Below are 16936 nucleotides of genomic sequence, written 5' to 3' on the forward strand. Positions count from 1 at the left end.
CCCACGACGTTACGCGCCGGTAGGGCGCGGGGAAATCCGGCGTGACGCAGGGCACCCGGCTCAGTGATGGAACGCGGTCCGCTGTCGCGGGCCGTGTTCGAGCTCGGGCAGCAGGCGCCGGAGGCCGGCGAGCAGCAGGTCGGCGAGGTCGTGCGTGAAACCGTTGCGCACCACGATCCTCAGCACCGCGAGATCGGTCCGGTGCTCCGGGAACGTGTACGCCGGGACGAGCCAGCCACGCTCGCGAAGCCGCCGTGACACGTCGAAGACGTCGAAGCCTTCGACGTCCGCCTTCGTCGTGAAGGCGAACACGGGCAGCTGATCGCCACGCGTCAGCAGTTCGAACGGGCCGAGTTCGGCGATCCCGTCCGCCAGCTGGGTCGCGACGTCACGCGAAGCCTGTTGCACCGCACGGAAACCTTCGCGGCCGAGCCGGACGAACGTGTAGTACTGCGCGGCCACCTCGGCGCCGGGGCGGGAGAAGTTCAGCGCGAAAGTCGGCATGTCGCCACCGAGGTAGTTGACGTTGAAGACGAGCTCCTCCGGCAGCGCCTCCTTGTCGCGCCACACCACCCAGCCGACACCGGGATAGACCAGCCCGTACTTGTGCCCGGAGGTGTTGATCGACGCCACCCGCGGCAGGCGGAAGTCCCAGCTCAGCTCCGGGTCGAGGAACGGCGCGATCATCGCGCCCGAAGCGCCGTCGACGTGCACCGGGATGTCCCAGCCGGAGCGTTCCTGCAAGCCGTCGAGCGCGGCCGCGATCTCGGCGACCGGCTCGTAACTGCCGTCGAAGGTGGAGCCGAGGATGGCGACGACGCCGATCGTGTTCTCGTCGCAACGGGCGATCGCCTCGTCGGCGGTGAGATGGAACCGGTCGCCCTCCATCGGCACCAGCCGCGGCTCGACCTCCCAGTATTCGCAGAACTTCTCCCAGCAGACCTGGACGTTCGCGCCCATCACCAGATTCGGTTTCCCGGTGCGGCCCAGTTTCGACCAGCGGCGTTTCAGCGCCATCCCGGCGAGCATGCAGGCTTCCGACGAACCGGTGGTGGAGCAGCCCATGATCGCGGCGGGATCGGGCGCGTGCCACAGATCGGCGAGGATGTTCACGCAGCGCCGCTCGAGTTCCGCGGTCTGCGGGTACTCGTCCTTGTCGATCATGTTCTTGTCGACGCATTCGGCCATCAGCTCGCGGGCCTCCGGCTCCATCCACGTGGTGACGAACGTGGCCAGATTGAGCCGGGCGTTGCCGTCGAGCATCAGCTCGTCGCGCACCAGCTGGAGCGCGGTGCCGGGCGGGAGCGGGTCTTCGGCGAGGCTGTCGTGCGGGAGGCGGATGGTCGCGGCGAGCGCGGGATACGCGCCGGCGTACAGCGGGTTGGCTCCGGTCTTGCGCTCCGGATCGGGAGCGGATCCCTTGTGCAGCACCATGAGTCGAACGGTAGCGGCTCGTGAGTGGTAAGGACGGTCAGAACCGTCCTTACCACTCACGAGGGGGTGGGGGTCAGGCCTGCTGCGCCTGCCACATCCAGTGCGCCTTTTCGAGCTCCTGGGTGATCTCGATGAGGAGGTCCTGGGTGACCAGGTCGCTCTTGTCGGTCTCGTCGATGCGCTTGCGCAGCCGCTCGATCAGCGCCGCGAGGATGTCGACGATCGCGGCGACCGTGGACTCGACGGACTGCCAGTTGTCGGGATAGTCCGGCAGGCCGGAGCTCTCGACGACGGCCTTCGCCTGGCCGTTCGGCGAGATCCCGATCGCGTTGGCGCGTTCGGCGACCTCGTCGACGTACTGGCGCGCGGTGGCGACCAGCTCGTCGAGCTGCAGGTGCGCGCTGCGGAAGTTCGCGCCGACGACGTTCCAGTGGGCCTGCTTCGCGATCAGCGACAGGTCCACCAGATCGACCAGCGTGGCCTGCAAGGCGTTACCGGTGATCTCCTTGTCGGCTTCGCTCAGCGGACTCTTGATCGGAGACTTGCCCATGTTCGGTCTTCCTTTCAGAAACTGCCGGTTCGGGAATGGACCTGCCGCGGCCGGGATCAGACCGTCGCGGACAGTGCGACCTCGATGTTGCCGCGGGTCGCGTTCGAGTAGGGGCACACCTGGTGCGCCTGCTCGACGAGCTGATCGGCCTGCGCCTGCTCCAGGCCGGGCAGCGAAACCTTGAGCGCCACGCCGAGACCGAAGCCCTCGCCCTGCTTGAGCACGCTGACCTCGGCGGTCACGGTGGAGCCGTCCAGCGTCACCTTCGCCTGGCGCGCGACGAGCTGCAACGCGGAGTGGAAACAGGCGGAATAGCCGGCGGCGAAGAGCTGCTCGGGGTTCGTCTTGTCCCCGCCCGGGCCGCCCATCTCCTTCGGGATCGCCAGCGACTCGTCGATGACGCCGTCAGAGGACGTGACCTCACCGTTGCGGCCGTCGCCGCGAGCGGTGGCCACAGCGGTGTACAGAGCCTCAGCCATTCTTCGCCTACCTCCTGGTCTCAAGACACGCCCCGTTGAGCGTCTCTTCGGTGTCAACGTCCCGCAACCGCGAAACCTTGCCACCCCATGGCAGGCATCACGTCCGGGAACTACCCGGACGGAGACCGGAGCAAACGGCTAGTGACCGGCGCGACTCAGCGCGAACTCGGCGACCTGGGTTCCGATCAGGCGGAGCGTGCGGACGCTCTTCTCGTCGGAGGCGCCGCCGGCTTCGTCGAACTTGGTCTCCGCGGTGTTGATCGAACCACCCAAAGGGGTGGCCCAGCCGCGCAGCGCGTGCGTGATCGTGCGCAGCTGCTCCAGCGTGGTGACCGCGGCCTGCCAGCCGTACGCGACGGCGGCGAGGCCGACCGCGCGGCCGTCGAGATACGGGCGGGCGTCGTCGCGCAGGTCTTCGACGTAGTCCAGTGCGTTCTTGACCAGTCCGGACAGCGCGCCGTGGTAGCCGGGCGAGACGACGACGATCCCGTCGGCGCGGCGGATCGCTTCGACCAGCCGGGTGGCCCGCTCGTGCCGCTCCGCCAACGCGGTGTCGTAGAACGGCAGCACCAGATCGGGCCCGGAGATCAGCTCGGTGGTGACTCCGGCTTCGGCCGCGGCGCCGAGCGCGATACGCAGCGCGCGCTCGGATTGCGAGCCCTCCCGGAGGGAGCCGCCGATACCGAGGACATGCACCGCGTTCGTCGAAGTCACGCTTTCGAGGCTAACCCCTCTACTTAAGTGGAGGACCAGGATCTGGAACGGAGGCCTGCGTCACACCCGTTCGCCGCAAGGCCAGCGTTCCCCGCTGGACGGCTTACCTACTCGAAAGTAACCTGACGGGAAGCCCTCAGGAGGAAGCATGGCGATACCGCTCCAGATCCGTGCCGAGGCCGCGTTTTCGCAGCTGGCGTTCTGGCTCCCGAAGCCGGTCAGACGGGCCATCGCCGGACCACCCCTCCGCCTGGACGGACAGGAACTCGCGCTGGACGCCCAGCTCCTGCTCCGCCTGCAGAAGCTGGCGAAGGCGTCGCTGGTGCGGGGGACAGTCGAAGAGTCGCGCACCATGCTCCTGGCGAGCAGGCATCTGGTCAGCGGGCCGACGATCGAACCGGTCGCCACCAGGGAGCTGCTCATCCCCACGGGTGACGGCGACGTGCCCGCCACGCTCTACACCCCGGCCGGACTGCCGGATCCGTCCGGGCTGCTGGTGTTCTTCCACGGCGGCGGCTGGGTGGTCGGCAGCCGCGTCTCCCACGACAACACCGTCCGCTACCTGGCGAAACAGGCGGGCGTGCGGGTTCTTTCGGTGGAATACCGGCTCGCCCCGGAGACGCGGTTCCCCGGCGCCACCGAAGACGCGATCGCGGCGTTCGAGTACGCCTTCGCGAAAGCGCGGGACCTGGGCGCCGACCCGGCGCGCATCGCCGTCGGCGGCGACAGCGCGGGCGGGAACCTCGCCGCGGTGACGGCGCAGCAGGCGGTGAAACGCGGCGGCGGGGTTCCGGCGTTCCAGCTGCTGTTCTACCCGGCGACGGATTTCACCGTGCGCCGCCGCTCCCGGGAATTGTTCGCCGAGGACCTGTTCCTCACCGATTCGGATATGACCTGGTTCGAAGGACATTACGTGCCGAAGGGCACCGATCTGTACAACCCGAAACTGTCGCCGCTGCACGGTGACGTTTCCGGATTGCCGCCCGCGTATATCGCGACGGCGGGTTTCGATCCGCTGCGCGACGAGGGCGAGGCTTACGCGGAGAAATTGCGGAAGGCCGGGGTCCCGGTGGCGCTCAGCCGCCAGCCGGACCTGATCCACGGGTACATCAACTTCCTCGGCGTCGGACGGCGGTTCCGCGAGGCGACGGCCGAAGCGGCGGGAGCCCTGCGGCTGGGTCTCGCGCCGAAGTGAAAGCCAGAGCCCGAGTGAGGAGAAATGTCCCCACTCGGGCTCCGGCCCCCATATCGTGGCCCGCCGCCCTGCACGGCGGAACCTGACGACTCCCTCGGTCTCCTAGGGCGTGGGAAGCGGTACGGGCGGGGTCGGCAGCGGCGGGACAGGGAGTCCGCCGAGCAGGCCCGCGAGAATGCCGGTCACGGCCGTGAGCAGGGCTTTCACCAGGTCACTGACGATCTTCAGCGGTCCGGGAAGGTCCGGGAGCGAGGGGATCGGCACCGGCAGCGGCGGCAGCTGACGCGCCTTCGCCGTCGGGTCGGCCAGCAGCCTGCTGGACTCGACGGAGCGGCCCTGGGCCAGGTCGCCGAGCTTCTGGGTTTCGGTCTGGATCTGGTAGCGCTTGCCCGCGGCGATGTCACCGAGGACGGGGCTGAGCTTGTCCAAGTCCGCCCGCGTCTTGGCGACGTCGCCGGCGTAGGCCACCTTGGTGAGGCCGTCTCGCATCTGCAGCACCTGCGCGGCGAGCGCCTGTGTGTTGGACGAGCCCTTCCCACCATCGGTGCTAGCCGTAGCGGCGCCGGCCGAGGCCACCGCCAACAGACTGCCTGCGGCGACCGCGGCAATCGTCCGGGCAATGTTGCCTTTCATTCCCTTACCTCCTGGCCTCTGGGACCTGACGAGGTAAATCGATACCCGCCGTATCGGCCGAACACCACCCGATCACCGGTTGGAACACTTTTCTAACCCTTACGTGCCGGATTCAATCCGAAGGAAGACCCCCGCAATTGATTAACGGCGAAATCTTGCGCCTCCCCCTGAAGATCATCCTTTTCCCGCCGTTTTATGACCACCTGTGACCGACCGACACGGTGGTGCGGCTCGTTCACCCACAGCGGTGTAAACGGTGATCGTTTGGCTTCATCACTCCGTCGGACAGGCGTGTCGCGCTGCTCCACTCGGGGTGTCCCCCACGCACGCCACGCCCTCTTCTGGTTTCACATGCGAGTGGGGACATGGGAACGCCCCCGGTGCGGGCACCGGGGGCGTTCCGTGGTGGGAGCAGCCTCTCGCAAGAGGTCCTTTACTCGCGGAAAGCGTCCGCGACCTTGTCACCGAGGTCCTTGTCGACGTTGCGCCAGTACTCGAAGACCCGCTCGAGCACCGGGCGCGAGACGTCGTTCGAGGCGTGGCCGATGATGTTGCTCGCGAGCCGCTCGCGCTGCGCGTCGTCCATCACGTCGCGGACGAGCGTGCCCGGCTGGCCGAAGTCGTCGTCCTCGGCGTGGAGCTTGTACGCCGACCGGATGACCTCGTCCTCGACGCCGTAGCCCGAAGCGGCCTCGGCGGCGATCTCCGCGTTCGCGTGCGGGCCGCCGTAGGAGTTCGGCGCGTACACCGGGTCGCCCGGGTTGTTGTAGCGCATCGCGCCGTCACGCGAGTAGCTGTTCACCGGGGACTTCGGCGCGTTGACGGGCAGCTGCGTGTAGTTCGCGCCGATCCGGTAACGGTGGGCGTCCGGGTAGGCGAACAGGCGGCCCTGCAGCATCTTGTCCGGCGACGGGCCGATACCCGGCACCAGGTTGGACGGCTCGAACGCGGCCTGCTCGATCTCGGCGAAGTAGTTCGCCGGATTGCGGTCGAGCACCCAGCGGCCGACCTTGATCAGCGGGTAGTCGCCCTTCGGCCACACCTTGGTCAGGTCGAACGGGTTGAAGCGGTAGTCCGCGGCCTCGGCGTAGGGCATCACCTGGACGTACAGCGTCCAGCTGGGGTGGTTGCCCTGCTTGATGTTCTTGAACAGGTCGCGGATGTAGTAATCCGAGTCCTCGCCGGCGATCCGGTCCGCGTCGGCCTGCGTGAGGTAGCCGATGCCCTGGTCGGTCTTGAAGTGGTACTTGACCCAGAACTTCTCGCCGCCCGCGTTCTCCCACAGGTAGGTGTGCGAGCCGAAGCCGTCCATCTCCCGCCAGTTCGACGGGATGCCGCGGTCGCCCATCAGCCAGGTGACCTGGTGCGCGGACTCGGGCCGCAGCGTCCAGAAGTCCCACTGGATGTCATGGTCGCGCAGGTGGTTGTCGGCGCGGCGCTTCTGCGAGTGGATGAAGTCGGGGAACTTGATCGGGTCGCGGATGAAGAACACCGGGGTGTTGTTGCCGACGAGGTCGTAGTTGCCCTCGGAGGTGTAGAACTTCACCGCGAAGCCGCGCGGGTCGCGCCACGTGTCGGGCGAGCCGTTCTCCCCGGCGACGGACGAGAACCGGGCCAGGCTTTCGGTGCGCACGCCCGGCTGGAACAGCGCGGCCTTCGTGAACTGACTGACGTCCTCGGTGACTTCGAGGAAGCCGTGCGCGCCGCCGCCCTTGGCGTGGACGACCCGTTCGGGTACCCGCTCGCGGTTGAACTGGGCGTTCTTCTCGATCAGGTAGTGGTCCTGGAGCAGGATCGGGCCGTTGGCACCCGCTGTCAGGGAGTCGTTGTCGCTCGCGACGGGGATGCCCACGTTGTTCGTGGTCGGCAGGGTCACGCCGGTGCCTCCTGGTTCGTGGTGGTGAGCGGTCGGTCCTCCCCACCCTCTCGCCTAATCTGGAATCAGTCAAGAAAACACCCCGGTCCGGGTGACCCGGACCTCGCGAAAAAAACTTGCACGTGCGTACCAAGTTACGTTCTCATCGGACGTATGGCCCTCGCTCCGTATCGTCGCGTGTTAGCCGTGCCCGGAGTTCCCAGCTCGATGCTGCTGATGTTCCTCGCCCGGCTCCCGATGACGGCCATGGGCGTGACGATGACGCTGTACGTGGTCAACGATCTCGGCCGTGGCTACGGCGCGGCCGGGCTGATCGGCGCCGCAACGACGCTCGGCAGCGCGATCGGGGCACCGCTCGTCGGCCGGTACGTCGACCGCTACGGGCTGCGGCCGGTGGTCGCGATCTGCGGGCTGGCCTCGTCGACGTTCTGGATCAGTGCGCCGCATCTGCCGTATCAGGTGCTGCTCGCGGTCGCGCTCCCCGCCGGCGTGCTTTCGGTGCCCGCCGGGACGCTCGCGCGGCTGGTGCTCACCGCGCTCGTGCCGCTCGAACAACGGCGGGCCGCCTACTCGCTGGACACGATCCTGGTGGAGGCGTCGTTCATGATCGGGCCGTCGGCCGGGATCATGGCGATCACGCAGCTGCCCGCGGTGTACGCGCTCACCGGGATCGGGGTCTGCTTCGCGCTTTCGGCGACGCTGATCTACCGGCAGAACCCGCCGATCCGCGCCGAGGCCGACGCCGAGGTGTTCACCGGCGAGCGGCCGCCCGTGCGGAGCTGGCTCACCGGACGGCTCGTGATGGCGATGTTCATCGCCGCCGGCGCGCTGTTCTGCCTGGTCGGCATGGAACTCGCCGCCTTGGCGACCCTGCGCGCGAGCGGTGACATCGCCTGGTCCGGGCTGCTGATCACGTTCATGTGCGTCGCGTCGGTCCTCGGTGGGGCGATCCACGGCGCCGTCCGGCGGTCGCTTTCGCAGGGCACGCTGATGTTGCTGCTCGCGGTGCTGACGCTGCCGGTCGGGCTCATCGCCGGGCCGTGGTGGCTGCTGGCGATCGTGCTCTTCCCGAGCAACGTGCTGTGCGCGCCGACGCTCGCGGCGAGCACGGAGACGGTCAGCGCCGCGGCGCCCGCCCGCGTGCGCGGGGAGGCGATGGGCCTGCTGGACGCGGCCAGCCGGATCGGGCTGGCGATCGGGAGCCCGATCATCGGGTTCGTGATCGACCACTCCAGCCCCGGCTGGGGATTCGCGGCCTCGGCGCTGGGCGCGCTGGCGATCGCTTCGGTCGGCCTGTTCTGGCGCCGGTCCCGGACGCCCGCCCAGGTGCCCGCGCTCTCTTCCTCCTGACGCGTTTCGTCCTCTGAATGCGGTCGTTGCACACGCAACTACCGCATCCAGAGGACGAAACGCGAGATGGAGCTAGGCGCAGACCTTCCGGAGGGCTTCCAGCTGCTCGAGGTTGCGCTTGGTCCAGTCGGCGACCTTGCCCGCGTCCTGGATGTTCTCCTTCTGCACCTGAAGGTACGAGTCCGCCATGCCGGTGAGCGCGGTCGCCACGTTCTGCTCGCCGACGCTGTTCGCCAGCTCACGCAGGCGCTTCTCCTTGTCCGCGGCGCGCTCCTTGAGCGTCGCCGGGTCCGGATTGAGGTCGGCGAGGCTGAGCGCCTCGGCGCAGGCGCTGACCTTCGTCGCCGCCTTGTTCGTCTGATCGACCGCGTTCGTGACCTCGCTGCAGCCCGCCAGCGCGAGCCCGGCGGCCGCCAGGAGCGCCGCGATTCCCAACCTCTTCATGAGAACCACAGTAGCGAGAACGTGGGTGGTATGTCGGGTTCCCCCGGCCACCACCCACGAACCGCCCGGTAATTCAGCCCTTCACGCAGACGACCTGCTTGAGGTGCGCGACCACCTCGACGAGATCCGTCTGCGCCTTGATCACCGTTTCGATGTCCTTGTACGCGGCCGGGATCTCGTCCACCACACCGGAGTCCTTGCGGCACTCCACGCCCGCGGTCTGCGCCGCGAGGTCCTCGGCGGTGTACAGCTTCTTCGCCTTGTTCCGCGACATCCGGCGGCCCGCGCCGTGCGACGCGGACTGGAAGGACGACTCGTTCCCGAGACCGCGCACGATGTACGAACCGGTGCCCATGCTGCCCGGGATGATCCCGAGATCGCCCGAACCCGCGCGGATCGCGCCCTTGCGGGTCACCAGAAGGTCGACGCCGTCGTAGGTCTCTTCGGCGACGTAATTATGGTGGCAGCTGATCGCGTCGTCGAACGTCGTCTGCGGCACGACGTCCTTCAGCGCCTGCTTCACGAGCGCGACCATGGTGGCGCGGTTGCGCGCCGCATAGTCCTGCGCCCAGAACAGGTCGCGCCGGTACGCCTGCATTTCGGGCGTGCCCGCGACGAACACCGCGAGATCCGGGTCCGGCAGGTCCGCGTTGTGCGGCAGCTTCCGCGCGACGGCCATATGCCGTTCCGCGAGTTCCTTGCCGATGTTGCGCGAACCGGAGTGCAGCATCAGCCACACGCGGCCTTCGTCCTCGCCGCCCTGTTCGAGGCAGACCTCGATGAAGTGGTTACCGCCACCGAGGCTCCCGATCTGGCGCGACGCGCGGTCGTGCAGATCCTGGACGCCGGGATGCAGGTCGCCGAAGGACTTCCAGAACGCGTCCCAGCCACCGACACCGTGCACCTTGGCCGGGTTCACCGGGGTCTTGTGCAGGCCGAACCCGACGGGGACGGCCGATTCGATCCGGCGGCGGAGCTTCAGGAGGTCGTCGGGCAGGTCGGCGGCGGTGAGCGAGGTCCGCACCGCGCTCATCCCGCAGCCGATGTCCACGCCGACGGCGGCCGGGGACACCGCGTCGCGCATCGCGATCACGCTGCCGACGGTCGCGCCCTTGCCGTAGTGGACGTCGGGCATGACCGCGACGCCGTGCACCCACGGCAGGTTGGCGACGTTGTGCAGCTGTCGCATGGCCTGGTCCTCGACCGATGTGGGGTCCGCCCACATCCGGATCGGAACCCGCGAGCCTTCGACCGCCGTGTACATGATTTTCCCTTCGTGGAAACGTTTGTCGCCACAGAGCATGCACTGACCGACGGCCTCCGACAAACGCAATTAGCGCGTGAAGGCCCCCTTCCCTCGGCTGAGCCGAGGGAAGGGGGCCTTCACGCGCGAGCAAACGTCAGGAGTTCGCGGCGACCAGTTCCGCGATCTGCACGGCGTTGAGCGCCGCGCCCTTGCGCAGGTTGTCGTTCGACAGGAACAGCACCAGACCGCGACCGCCGTCGACGCCCGGATCCGTCCTCAGACGCCCGACGTACGACGGGTCCCGGCCCGCGGCCTGCAGCGGCGTCGGGATGTCCGAGAGCTCCACGCCGGGGGCACTGGTCAGCAGTTCGGTCGCGCGGGCGACCGAAAGCGGCTGCGAGAACTCGGCGTTGATCGAGATCGAGTGCCCCGAGAACACCGGCACCCGCACACAGGTGCACGAGACCAGCAGCTCCGGGATGCTCAGGATCTTGCGGCTCTCGTTGCGGAACTTCTTCTCCTCGTCCGTCTCGAACTCACCGTCGTCCACAATGGACCCGGCGAGCGGGAGGACGTTGTGCGCGATGGGCCGCGCGTACTTCTTCGGCTCGGGGAAGTCCACCGCCGAGCCGTCGTGGGTCAGCGCGCCCGCGTTCGCCGCGGCCGCGGCGAGCTGCCCTTCCAGCTCCTCCACGCCGGCGAGCCCGCTGCCGGACACGGCCTGGTAGGTGCTGGCGACCAGCCGCACCAGACCCGCTTCGGCGTGCAGCGGCTTGAGCACCGGCATCGCGGCCATGGTGGTGCAGTTGGGGTTCGCGATGATCCCCTTGCGCGCCTCCTTGACCGCCTCCGGGTTGACCTCGCTGACGATCAGCGGGACGTCCGGGTCCATCCGCCACGCCGACGAGTTGTCGATGACCGTGGCGCCGGCCGCGGCGAACCGTTCCGCCTGCGCCTTGGAGGTCGCGCCTCCGGCCGAGAACAGCGCGATGTCCAAACCGGACGGATCCGCGGTCGTCGCGTCCTCGATGACGATTTCCCCGTCACCCCAAGGAAGCTTGGACCCGGCGGACCGCGCCGAGGCGAAGTACCGCATTTCGGCGACCGGGAAACCCCGTTCGGCCAGCAGACGGCGCATCACGCCGCCGACCTGACCGGTCGCCCCGACCACGCCTACCCGCAAACCTTCGGACATCAGCGACCACTCCCCGCGTAGACGACGGCTTCTTCGTCGCCGCCGAGTTCGAACGCCTCGTGGATCGCGCGCACCGCGTCGTCGAGCTGCGCGTCCCGGATCAGCACCGAGATCCGGATCTCCGAGGTGTTGATGATTTCGATGTTGACGCCCGACTGCGCGAGCGCTTCGCAGAACGTCGCCGTGACACCGGGGTGCGAGCGCATCCCGGCGCCGACGAGCGACACCTTGCCGACGTGGTCGTCGTAGAGGACCGACTCGAAGCCGATCTCGTCCTTGATCTTCTCCAGCGACTGCACGGCCTTGGCCCCGTTGGCCTTCGACAGGGTGAAGGTGATGTCGGTGCGGCCCGAGACGGTGCTGGACACGTTCTGCAGCACCATGTCGATGTCGATCTCGTCGTCGGCGATCACCCGGAAGATCCTGGCGGCGGCGCCGGCGTGGTCCGGCACTCCGGTCACCGTGATCTTGGCTTCGGAGCGGTCGTGCGCCACACCGGTGATCAACGCTTGTTCCACGGGGATCTCCTCGATAGAACCGGTCACCGTGGTGCCCGGCTTGTCACTGTAGGAAGAACGGACTCGGATCGGGACGCCGTAGCGGCGCGCGTACTCCACCGAGCGCAGGTGCAGGATCTTCGACCCGCTCGCCGCCAGCTCCAGCATCTCCTCGTAGGCGATGGTGTCGAGCTTGCGCGCGTCGGACACGACCCGGGGATCGGCGGTGTACACACCGTCCACATCGGAATAGATCTCGCAGACGTCGGCGTTCAGCGCGGCGGCCAGCGCGACGGCGGTGGTGTCCGAACCCCCGCGGCCGAGGGTGGTGATGTCCTTGGTGTCCTGCGACACGCCCTGGAACCCCGCCACCAGCGCGATGTAGCCCTGGTCGAGGGCCTCCGTCACCCGGCTGGGGCTGACGTCGATGATCCGCGCGTTGCCGTGCACCGACGTCGTCACCACACCGGCCTGCGAGCCGGTGAACGACCATGCCTCCGCGCCCTGCGCCGAAATCGCCATCGCCACCAGGGAGTTGGAGATGCGCTCACCCGCGGTGAGCAGCATGTCCATCTCGCGTTCCGGCGGCGCCGGGTTGACCTGCTGAGCCAGGTCGAGCAGCTCGTCGGTCGTGTCGCCCATGGCGGAGCAGACGACGACCACGTCGTTGCCCGCCTTCTTGGTGGCGACGATGCGTTCCGCGACGCGTTTGATCCGGTCGGCACTTTCCAGCGACGAACCGCCGTACTTCTGGACCACGAGGGCCACGCCCGAACCTCCTCGACGGGCCGGGCGTGCTCCTGGTGGGCACCGAGGAGCCCCCGCGTCCCTTATTTGGGCGAAAGCCTACCGGGGTCGCGCACGCTCGCCACCCTCGTAAGTGGTCCTGACCACCACTTCGAGGACTCCCCGAAGTAAATCTTCCTTAACACCAACGAAATAGTCGGAGGGCTTTCACTTTAGTGACGGAGAGCACCCCTTGTTATCGTCCCGTCGTGAAGAAACCCGCCGACACGAGTACCCCGATCGCGTCGATCCTGGCCCATCGCTGGAGCCCGCGCGCTTACGACGAGTCAGCGATCGTCACCGAAGACCAGCTCCGCGCGCTGCTCGAAGCGGCCCGCTGGGCGCCGTCGTTCGGCAACACCCAGCCCGCCCGTTACCTGGTCGGCCTGCGGGGCACGCCGTCGTTCGACCGCATCCTCTCGACGCTCAACTCGGGCAACCGCGCGTGGGCCCACCGCGCCGGGCTGCTGCTGATCGGCGTGATGGTGACCACGAACGAGAAGGGTGACGTCCCGTACGCCGAGTACGGGCTCGGCCTGGCGAGCGAGAACCTCGTGCTCCAGGCCGTCGACCTCGGCCTGATCGCGCACCAGATGGCGGGCTTCTCGGCGGAAGCGGCAAAGGACTTCTTCGCCCTCCCCGACGACGTCGTCCCGAAGGTCGCCATCGCGGTCGGTCACCCCGCGGACCCCTCCGTGCTCGAAGAGGACTGGCGCATCGAGCGCGAGAAGGCGCCGCGCGAACGAGTCCCGCTGGCTGAATTCGCCTACGCCGACACCTGGGGCTCAAGCGCTTTCGCCGACTGAGGGAGCCAGCGAAGGGCGAGGATCCCGAGCCCGACGTGCAGCAGGCCGAGCACCGCGACGGCGGTGTGAAGTCCCGCGACGAAGGCCGTCTTCGCGTCAAGAGCGGCCGCGGGCGCGATATCGAGGGTTTCGCCGAGGGTGGGCGCGAGGTCCGGTCCGGCCAGGCGGAACACCAGCGCGGCGAGCGAGCCCATGAGCGCGATCCCCAGCGCGTTTCCGATCTCGTTGCTCGTCTCGGCGATCGCGCCCGCCGCTCCCGCGCGCTCGGCGGGCACCGCGCCGACGGCCGTGTCCGCCACCACGCTGAACGAGATGCCGTAGCCGGCACCGGCGACCACCGTCGACGCGACGTACCAGCCCACCCCGCCCGCGACCCCGGTCATGAGCAGCAGCGCCAGCCCGGCGGCGATGGAGAAATGGCAGACGATCAGCGCCGCGCGGGCGCCGATCCGGTCGACCAGCGCGGGCGTGACGACGCACATGATCGTGAGCACGGCCGCGCCCGGCAGCGCCAGCAACGCCGCGTGCAGGACCGGCAGGCCGAGCACGGACTGCAGGAGGATCCCCGACAGGTACGCGGAGGCCGACCACGCCGCCAAGGGCAGCAACCCGGTGACGATCGCGATCGTGAAGACGCGGTCGCGGAACAGGGAGAACTCGATCAGCGGGTACTCCAGACCACGCTGACGCCGGGCGAACCACACCAGGAGCCCGGCACCGGCGATCGCCGCGGAGACCGCGGTGACGGACAGACCGTCGGCGGCGGCGTGCTTGATCCCGTAGATCGCGAGCAGCAGGCCGGCCGCGGAGAGCACGACGCTCAGCGCGTCGACGCGCCCCTTCCCGGCGGCACGGACCTCCCGCAGCAGGACCGGCGCGAGCGCCAGGAACACCGCGATCACCGGCAGATTGACCAGGAAGACCGAGCCCCACGGGAACCGTTCCAACAGGACACCGCCGACGACCGGGCCGATCGCGAAACCGGCGGCGAACGCGGCCGCGAAGATCCCGATGGCCCGCGCACGGCGTCGCGCGTCGGGGAAGAGCTCGCTCAGCACCGCGAGCGCGGACGGCAGGAGGGTCGCTCCCGCCAGCCCCATCAGGGCACGGAACGCGATGAGCAGTTCCGGGCTCGGGGCGAACGCCGCGCCCGCCGAGCCGGCGCCGAACACGGCGGCGCCGATCATCAGCAGCTTCAGCCGTCCGTACCGGTCGCCGATGTTGCCGAACGCGATCAGCAGCGAGCCGACCGCGAAGCCGTAGACGTCGAGGATCCACAACGCCTGATCGGCCGTGGGGGTCAGTGCCCGGCTGATCGCGGGCATCGCCAGGAACAGGATCGATCCGTCCATGGAGACCAGGAACACCGGGCAGAGGATCACCAGCAGGCCGAACCAGGCCCGGGAGTGCTGTCGTGTCATGCCTTCGACGCTGTACCGGCTTCGGCAGAGCAGCCATCCCCTCGCTGTGGGTACACCTCGCGGGTACACCCACGAGGCGGGCGAAGTACTTAGGCTCGGAGTCATGGAAAGCCTGGGCGGGTACCTGAAGAGCCGTCGTGATCGGGTGACCCCCGCCGAAATCGGCCTGCGCACCTACGGCACCTCGCGCCGCGTGCCCGGCCTGCGCCGCGAGGAACTCGCCCAGCTCGCCGGAGTGAGCGCCGGGTACTACACGCGGCTGGAACAAGGACTGGCCGAGACCGCTTCACGACAGGTGCTCGACGCGCTCGCCCGCGCGCTCCGGCTCGACGACGTCGAGACCGGCCATCTGCACAACCTCGCCCGGCAGACCTCGCTCCCGAAGATGTCCGATCCGGGCCCGGAAGACCCGCACCCCCGGGTCCTCGCGCTGCTGGAGAACCTCGGCGAAGCCGTGCCCGCCCTCGTCTTCGGCCGTCGCGGCGACGTGCTCGCGTGGAACCACGCGGGGCACACGCTCATGGCCGAGCACCTCGATTTCGACGCGCCGCAGGATCCCGAACGGCGGCCGTCGCTGCCGCGCATGTTCTTCCTCGACCCGCTGACCCGCGATCTTCACCGGAGCCGCGCCGAACTCGCGCCGATCCACGTCGCCTATCTGCGGCTGACCGCGGGCCGGTACCCCACCGACGCCCGCCTCGCCGCGCTCATCGGCGAACTTTCGATGCGCAGCGACGAATTCGCGACCCTGTGGGCGACCGGCGACGTCGCCGACTGCACCGTCGGCGCCATGCATCTGCGGCATCCGACGGTCGGCGCGGTGAACGTCGACTATCAGGTGTGGCTGCAGCCCGACAGCCCCGACCACCGGCTGGAGATCTACACGCCGAAGGACCCGGGCTCCGCCGACGCGCTGAAGATCCTTCGCTATTGAGCGGTGGGGCGAAGGTGGCCTTCACAGACTTCGGCAGGAAAAGTGCCGGTACGGCGCTGGGCCGGGTTGGTCGTGAGTGGCGATTCGGGTTCTAACCCGAATCGCCACTCACGACCGCCGCATTCGCAACCCGCCCAATTCGGTCGCTAACCTGGGGTCATGGGGGCAGTTCGCAGCGTTCTCCGCAACGAATCCCGCACGATGGCCGGACTCTGGCTGTATCTCAGGCGCCGGAAGGACGGAGTCGACGGGGACGCCGTCGCGGTGCCGTATGGCGCGAACGGCAAGTCGATCTTCATCGTGCTCGCGGTGGTGAGCGCCGTCGAAGCGGGTCTCTTCTGGCTGATCGACTTCGGCCTCGTCGTCGATCTCCTGCTGCTCGCCCTCGGCGTGTACTCGGCGCTGCTGGTGTTCGGGGTCTACGCCGGCACCGTCGTCCGGCCGCACGTGATCTCGTCGCGTGAGGTGCGGGTGCGGTACAGCTCCTTCTACGACGTACGGATCCCTCGGGAGAACGTCGTCGCGCTGCGGCATGTGAAGGAGAGCCACGACCCGCTCAAGGCTCAGAAGTTCCGCGACGGAACCTGGCTCAGTCACGACAACTTCTACGAGACCAACCTGATCGCCGAACTGCGCGAGCCGATCACGGTGACCCGGCCGCTCGGCGCGACCGAGACCGTCCGCGTCGTGAAGTTCCAGGCGGACGACCCGAAAGCCGCCGTCGAGGCCTACGAACGGCTTTCCCCCGACCGCATTTAGAGGACGAAATGCGCTAGTTCGCGCCGCCGACCCGACGGATGATCTTGGCCAGGATCCCGGTGACGACCATCCAGAAGATCGCCGCGATGCCGTAGTTGATCAGCACGCGGAGCTTGGCGTCCTCGGGCATGAAGAGGTCCTTGAAGCCGAGCAGGAGCCCGTCGGCCCAGCCGCGGACGAACGACACGATGCCGTTGTCCGGGTTCGCCTCGCCGATCACGAAGACGACGTGCAACACGAGGATGGCCGCGAAGATCAAGCCGGCCCAGCGGACCACGCTCGCCAGTATCCCGGCCGCGCGACCGCCGCCCGCTCGCCAGTCGACCTTGCGTCTGGTCGGCTGATCAGCGGTTTCCTTCTCTTCAGCGTGCTCGCCCATGCCGGGCAGTGTGGCACGCCGCCTGGTCCGATTGCTACCCGCGAGTAACCCGAATGGGCGCCACTTGAGTCACGGTTCGATCGCGGCCCGGGTTTCCTTTCGGGAGATCGCGCGGTTAAGGTGACGTCGTGGCTCGAGCTCTCCTGCTTCGCTGCCGCGACGGGGCCTGATCGGACCGGCTCCCCGTCGCGGGGCTTCGTGGTGCCGGTCGTCGCACCCGATTCTTCAGGAGAACCCT

General features: G+C 68.4%; 17 protein-coding genes. 5 read left to right on the top strand and 12 right to left on the bottom strand.

Going from position 1 to position 16936, the window contains the following annotated elements:
* Positions 1-60: 60 nt before the first annotated feature.
* The 4 genes from gad to NQK81_RS23275 all read right to left on the bottom strand — a co-directional run bounded on the left by gad (position 61) and on the right by NQK81_RS23275 (position 3177).
* Positions 61-1434: a glutamate decarboxylase gene (gad, locus tag NQK81_RS23260; RefSeq protein WP_257483255.1), complete on the bottom strand. Its 1374-nt coding sequence runs from the start codon at positions 1432-1434 to the stop codon at positions 61-63.
* A gap of 73 nt (positions 1435-1507) precedes the next feature.
* Positions 1508-1984, bottom strand: a complete 477-nt coding sequence (locus tag NQK81_RS23265; protein ID WP_125679743.1) for a Dps family protein — start codon at positions 1982-1984, stop codon at positions 1508-1510.
* Positions 1985-2040: 56 nt separating this feature from the next.
* The gene (locus NQK81_RS23270) at positions 2041-2463 is read right to left on the bottom strand and encodes an organic hydroperoxide resistance protein (protein ID WP_126737210.1); all 423 of its coding nucleotides are present in this window, start codon (positions 2461-2463) and stop codon (positions 2041-2043) included.
* Between the two features lie 138 nt (positions 2464-2601).
* Positions 2602-3177, bottom strand: coding sequence for an NADPH-dependent FMN reductase (locus NQK81_RS23275; RefSeq protein ID WP_257483256.1), 576 nt, complete (start codon positions 3175-3177; stop codon positions 2602-2604).
* Positions 3178-3325: 148 nt separating this feature from the next.
* Between NQK81_RS23275 and NQK81_RS23280 the strand changes: the two genes are divergently transcribed.
* The gene (locus NQK81_RS23280; RefSeq protein ID WP_034314667.1) at positions 3326-4372 is read left to right on the top strand and encodes an alpha/beta hydrolase; all 1047 of its coding nucleotides are present in this window, start codon (positions 3326-3328) and stop codon (positions 4370-4372) included.
* A 102-nt stretch (positions 4373-4474) separates the two neighbouring features.
* Here the strand turns inward: NQK81_RS23280 and NQK81_RS23285 are convergent, their stop codons facing one another.
* Both NQK81_RS23285 and NQK81_RS23290 read right to left on the bottom strand, forming a co-directional pair.
* Complete coding sequence (locus NQK81_RS23285; protein ID WP_257483258.1) at positions 4475-5005, bottom strand: hypothetical protein; 531 nt, start codon at positions 5003-5005, stop codon at positions 4475-4477.
* Positions 5006-5438: 433 nt separating this feature from the next.
* Positions 5439-6881: a catalase gene (locus NQK81_RS23290; protein ID WP_126737213.1), complete on the bottom strand. Its 1443-nt coding sequence runs from the start codon at positions 6879-6881 to the stop codon at positions 5439-5441.
* A 207-nt stretch (positions 6882-7088) separates the two neighbouring features.
* Here NQK81_RS23290 and NQK81_RS23295 point away from each other — a divergent pair, with 207 nt between their 5' ends.
* Positions 7089-8231: an MFS transporter gene (locus tag NQK81_RS23295; protein WP_257489821.1), complete on the top strand. Its 1143-nt coding sequence runs from the start codon at positions 7089-7091 to the stop codon at positions 8229-8231.
* Positions 8232-8303: 72 nt separating this feature from the next.
* Here NQK81_RS23295 and NQK81_RS23300 read toward each other — a convergent pair whose 3' ends face one another.
* The 4 genes from NQK81_RS23300 to NQK81_RS23315 form a co-directional block, all read right to left on the bottom strand.
* Positions 8304-8675 carry a DUF8711 family protein gene (locus tag NQK81_RS23300; RefSeq protein WP_257483259.1) on the bottom strand — a complete coding sequence of 124 codons (372 nt, stop codon included), beginning with the start codon at positions 8673-8675 and terminating at the stop codon, positions 8304-8306.
* A 73-nt stretch (positions 8676-8748) separates the two neighbouring features.
* Positions 8749-9939, bottom strand: coding sequence for an RtcB family protein (locus tag NQK81_RS23305; protein WP_034314834.1), 1191 nt, complete (start codon positions 9937-9939; stop codon positions 8749-8751).
* Between the two features lie 136 nt (positions 9940-10075).
* A complete protein-coding gene (locus NQK81_RS23310; protein ID WP_257483260.1) occupies positions 10076-11116 on the bottom strand; it encodes an aspartate-semialdehyde dehydrogenase in 1041 nt (346 codons plus the stop codon).
* The gene (locus NQK81_RS23315) at positions 11116-12381 is read right to left on the bottom strand and encodes an aspartate kinase (RefSeq protein ID WP_125679736.1); all 1266 of its coding nucleotides are present in this window, start codon (positions 12379-12381) and stop codon (positions 11116-11118) included. Before NQK81_RS23315 ends, NQK81_RS23310 begins: the two co-directional genes overlap by 1 nt.
* A 227-nt stretch (positions 12382-12608) precedes the next feature.
* On the opposite strand from NQK81_RS23315, the gene NQK81_RS23320 reads away from it, so the two are divergent.
* Positions 12609-13205 (top strand): nitroreductase family protein, encoded by a 597-nt coding sequence (locus tag NQK81_RS23320; protein WP_257483261.1) that lies wholly within the window; start codon positions 12609-12611, stop codon positions 13203-13205.
* Here the strand turns inward: NQK81_RS23320 and NQK81_RS23325 are convergent.
* Positions 13166-14626: an MFS transporter gene (locus NQK81_RS23325; RefSeq protein WP_257483262.1), complete on the bottom strand. Its 1461-nt coding sequence runs from the start codon at positions 14624-14626 to the stop codon at positions 13166-13168. The two genes, NQK81_RS23320 and NQK81_RS23325, sit on opposite strands and share 40 nt — an antisense overlap.
* 103 nt (positions 14627-14729) lie before the next feature.
* Between NQK81_RS23325 and NQK81_RS23330 the strand changes: the two genes are divergently transcribed.
* Together NQK81_RS23330 and NQK81_RS23335 are read left to right on the top strand one after the other, a co-directional pair.
* Positions 14730-15560: a helix-turn-helix transcriptional regulator gene (locus tag NQK81_RS23330; RefSeq protein WP_257483263.1), complete on the top strand. Its 831-nt coding sequence runs from the start codon at positions 14730-14732 to the stop codon at positions 15558-15560.
* A 159-nt stretch (positions 15561-15719) separates the two neighbouring features.
* A complete protein-coding gene (locus tag NQK81_RS23335; protein ID WP_257483264.1) occupies positions 15720-16319 on the top strand; it encodes a hypothetical protein in 600 nt (199 codons plus the stop codon).
* 13 nt (positions 16320-16332) lie between these two features.
* On the opposite strand, the gene NQK81_RS23340 is transcribed toward NQK81_RS23335, so the two are convergent.
* Positions 16333-16698, bottom strand: a complete 366-nt coding sequence (locus NQK81_RS23340; protein WP_257483265.1) for a hypothetical protein — start codon at positions 16696-16698, stop codon at positions 16333-16335.
* Positions 16699-16936 lie beyond the last annotated feature (238 nt).

The sequence above is a fragment of the Amycolatopsis roodepoortensis genome, from assembly GCF_024628825.1.
Taxonomy (GTDB): Bacteria; Actinomycetota; Actinomycetes; order Mycobacteriales; family Pseudonocardiaceae; genus Amycolatopsis; species Amycolatopsis roodepoortensis.

Bases quoted from the DNA above. Each gene is read 5' to 3' on its own strand.
- NQK81_RS23295 (WP_257489821.1), top strand. From the start codon at position 7,089: ATGCTGCTGATGTTCCTCGCCCGGCTCCCGATGACGGCCATGGGCGTG.
- gad (WP_257483255.1), bottom strand. From the start codon at position 1,434: ATGGTGCTGCACAAGGGATCCGCTCCCGATCCGGAGCGCAAGACCGGA.
- NQK81_RS23265 (WP_125679743.1), bottom strand. From the start codon at position 1,984: ATGGGCAAGTCTCCGATCAAGAGTCCGCTGAGCGAAGCCGACAAGGAG.
- NQK81_RS23330 (WP_257483263.1), top strand. From the start codon at position 14,730: ATGGAAAGCCTGGGCGGGTACCTGAAGAGCCGTCGTGATCGGGTGACC.
- NQK81_RS23300 (WP_257483259.1), bottom strand. From the start codon at position 8,675: ATGAAGAGGTTGGGAATCGCGGCGCTCCTGGCGGCCGCCGGGCTCGCG.
- NQK81_RS23280 (WP_034314667.1), top strand. From the start codon at position 3,326: ATGGCGATACCGCTCCAGATCCGTGCCGAGGCCGCGTTTTCGCAGCTG.
- NQK81_RS23285 (WP_257483258.1), bottom strand. From the start codon at position 5,005: ATGAAAGGCAACATTGCCCGGACGATTGCCGCGGTCGCCGCAGGCAGT.
- NQK81_RS23270 (WP_126737210.1), bottom strand. From the start codon at position 2,463: ATGGCTGAGGCTCTGTACACCGCTGTGGCCACCGCTCGCGGCGACGGC.
- NQK81_RS23310 (WP_257483260.1), bottom strand. From the start codon at position 11,116: ATGTCCGAAGGTTTGCGGGTAGGCGTGGTCGGGGCGACCGGTCAGGTC.
- NQK81_RS23305 (WP_034314834.1), bottom strand. From the start codon at position 9,939: ATGTACACGGCGGTCGAAGGCTCGCGGGTTCCGATCCGGATGTGGGCG.
- NQK81_RS23325 (WP_257483262.1), bottom strand. From the start codon at position 14,626: ATGACACGACAGCACTCCCGGGCCTGGTTCGGCCTGCTGGTGATCCTC.
- NQK81_RS23340 (WP_257483265.1), bottom strand. From the start codon at position 16,698: ATGGGCGAGCACGCTGAAGAGAAGGAAACCGCTGATCAGCCGACCAGA.
- NQK81_RS23335 (WP_257483264.1), top strand. From the start codon at position 15,720: ATGGGGGCAGTTCGCAGCGTTCTCCGCAACGAATCCCGCACGATGGCC.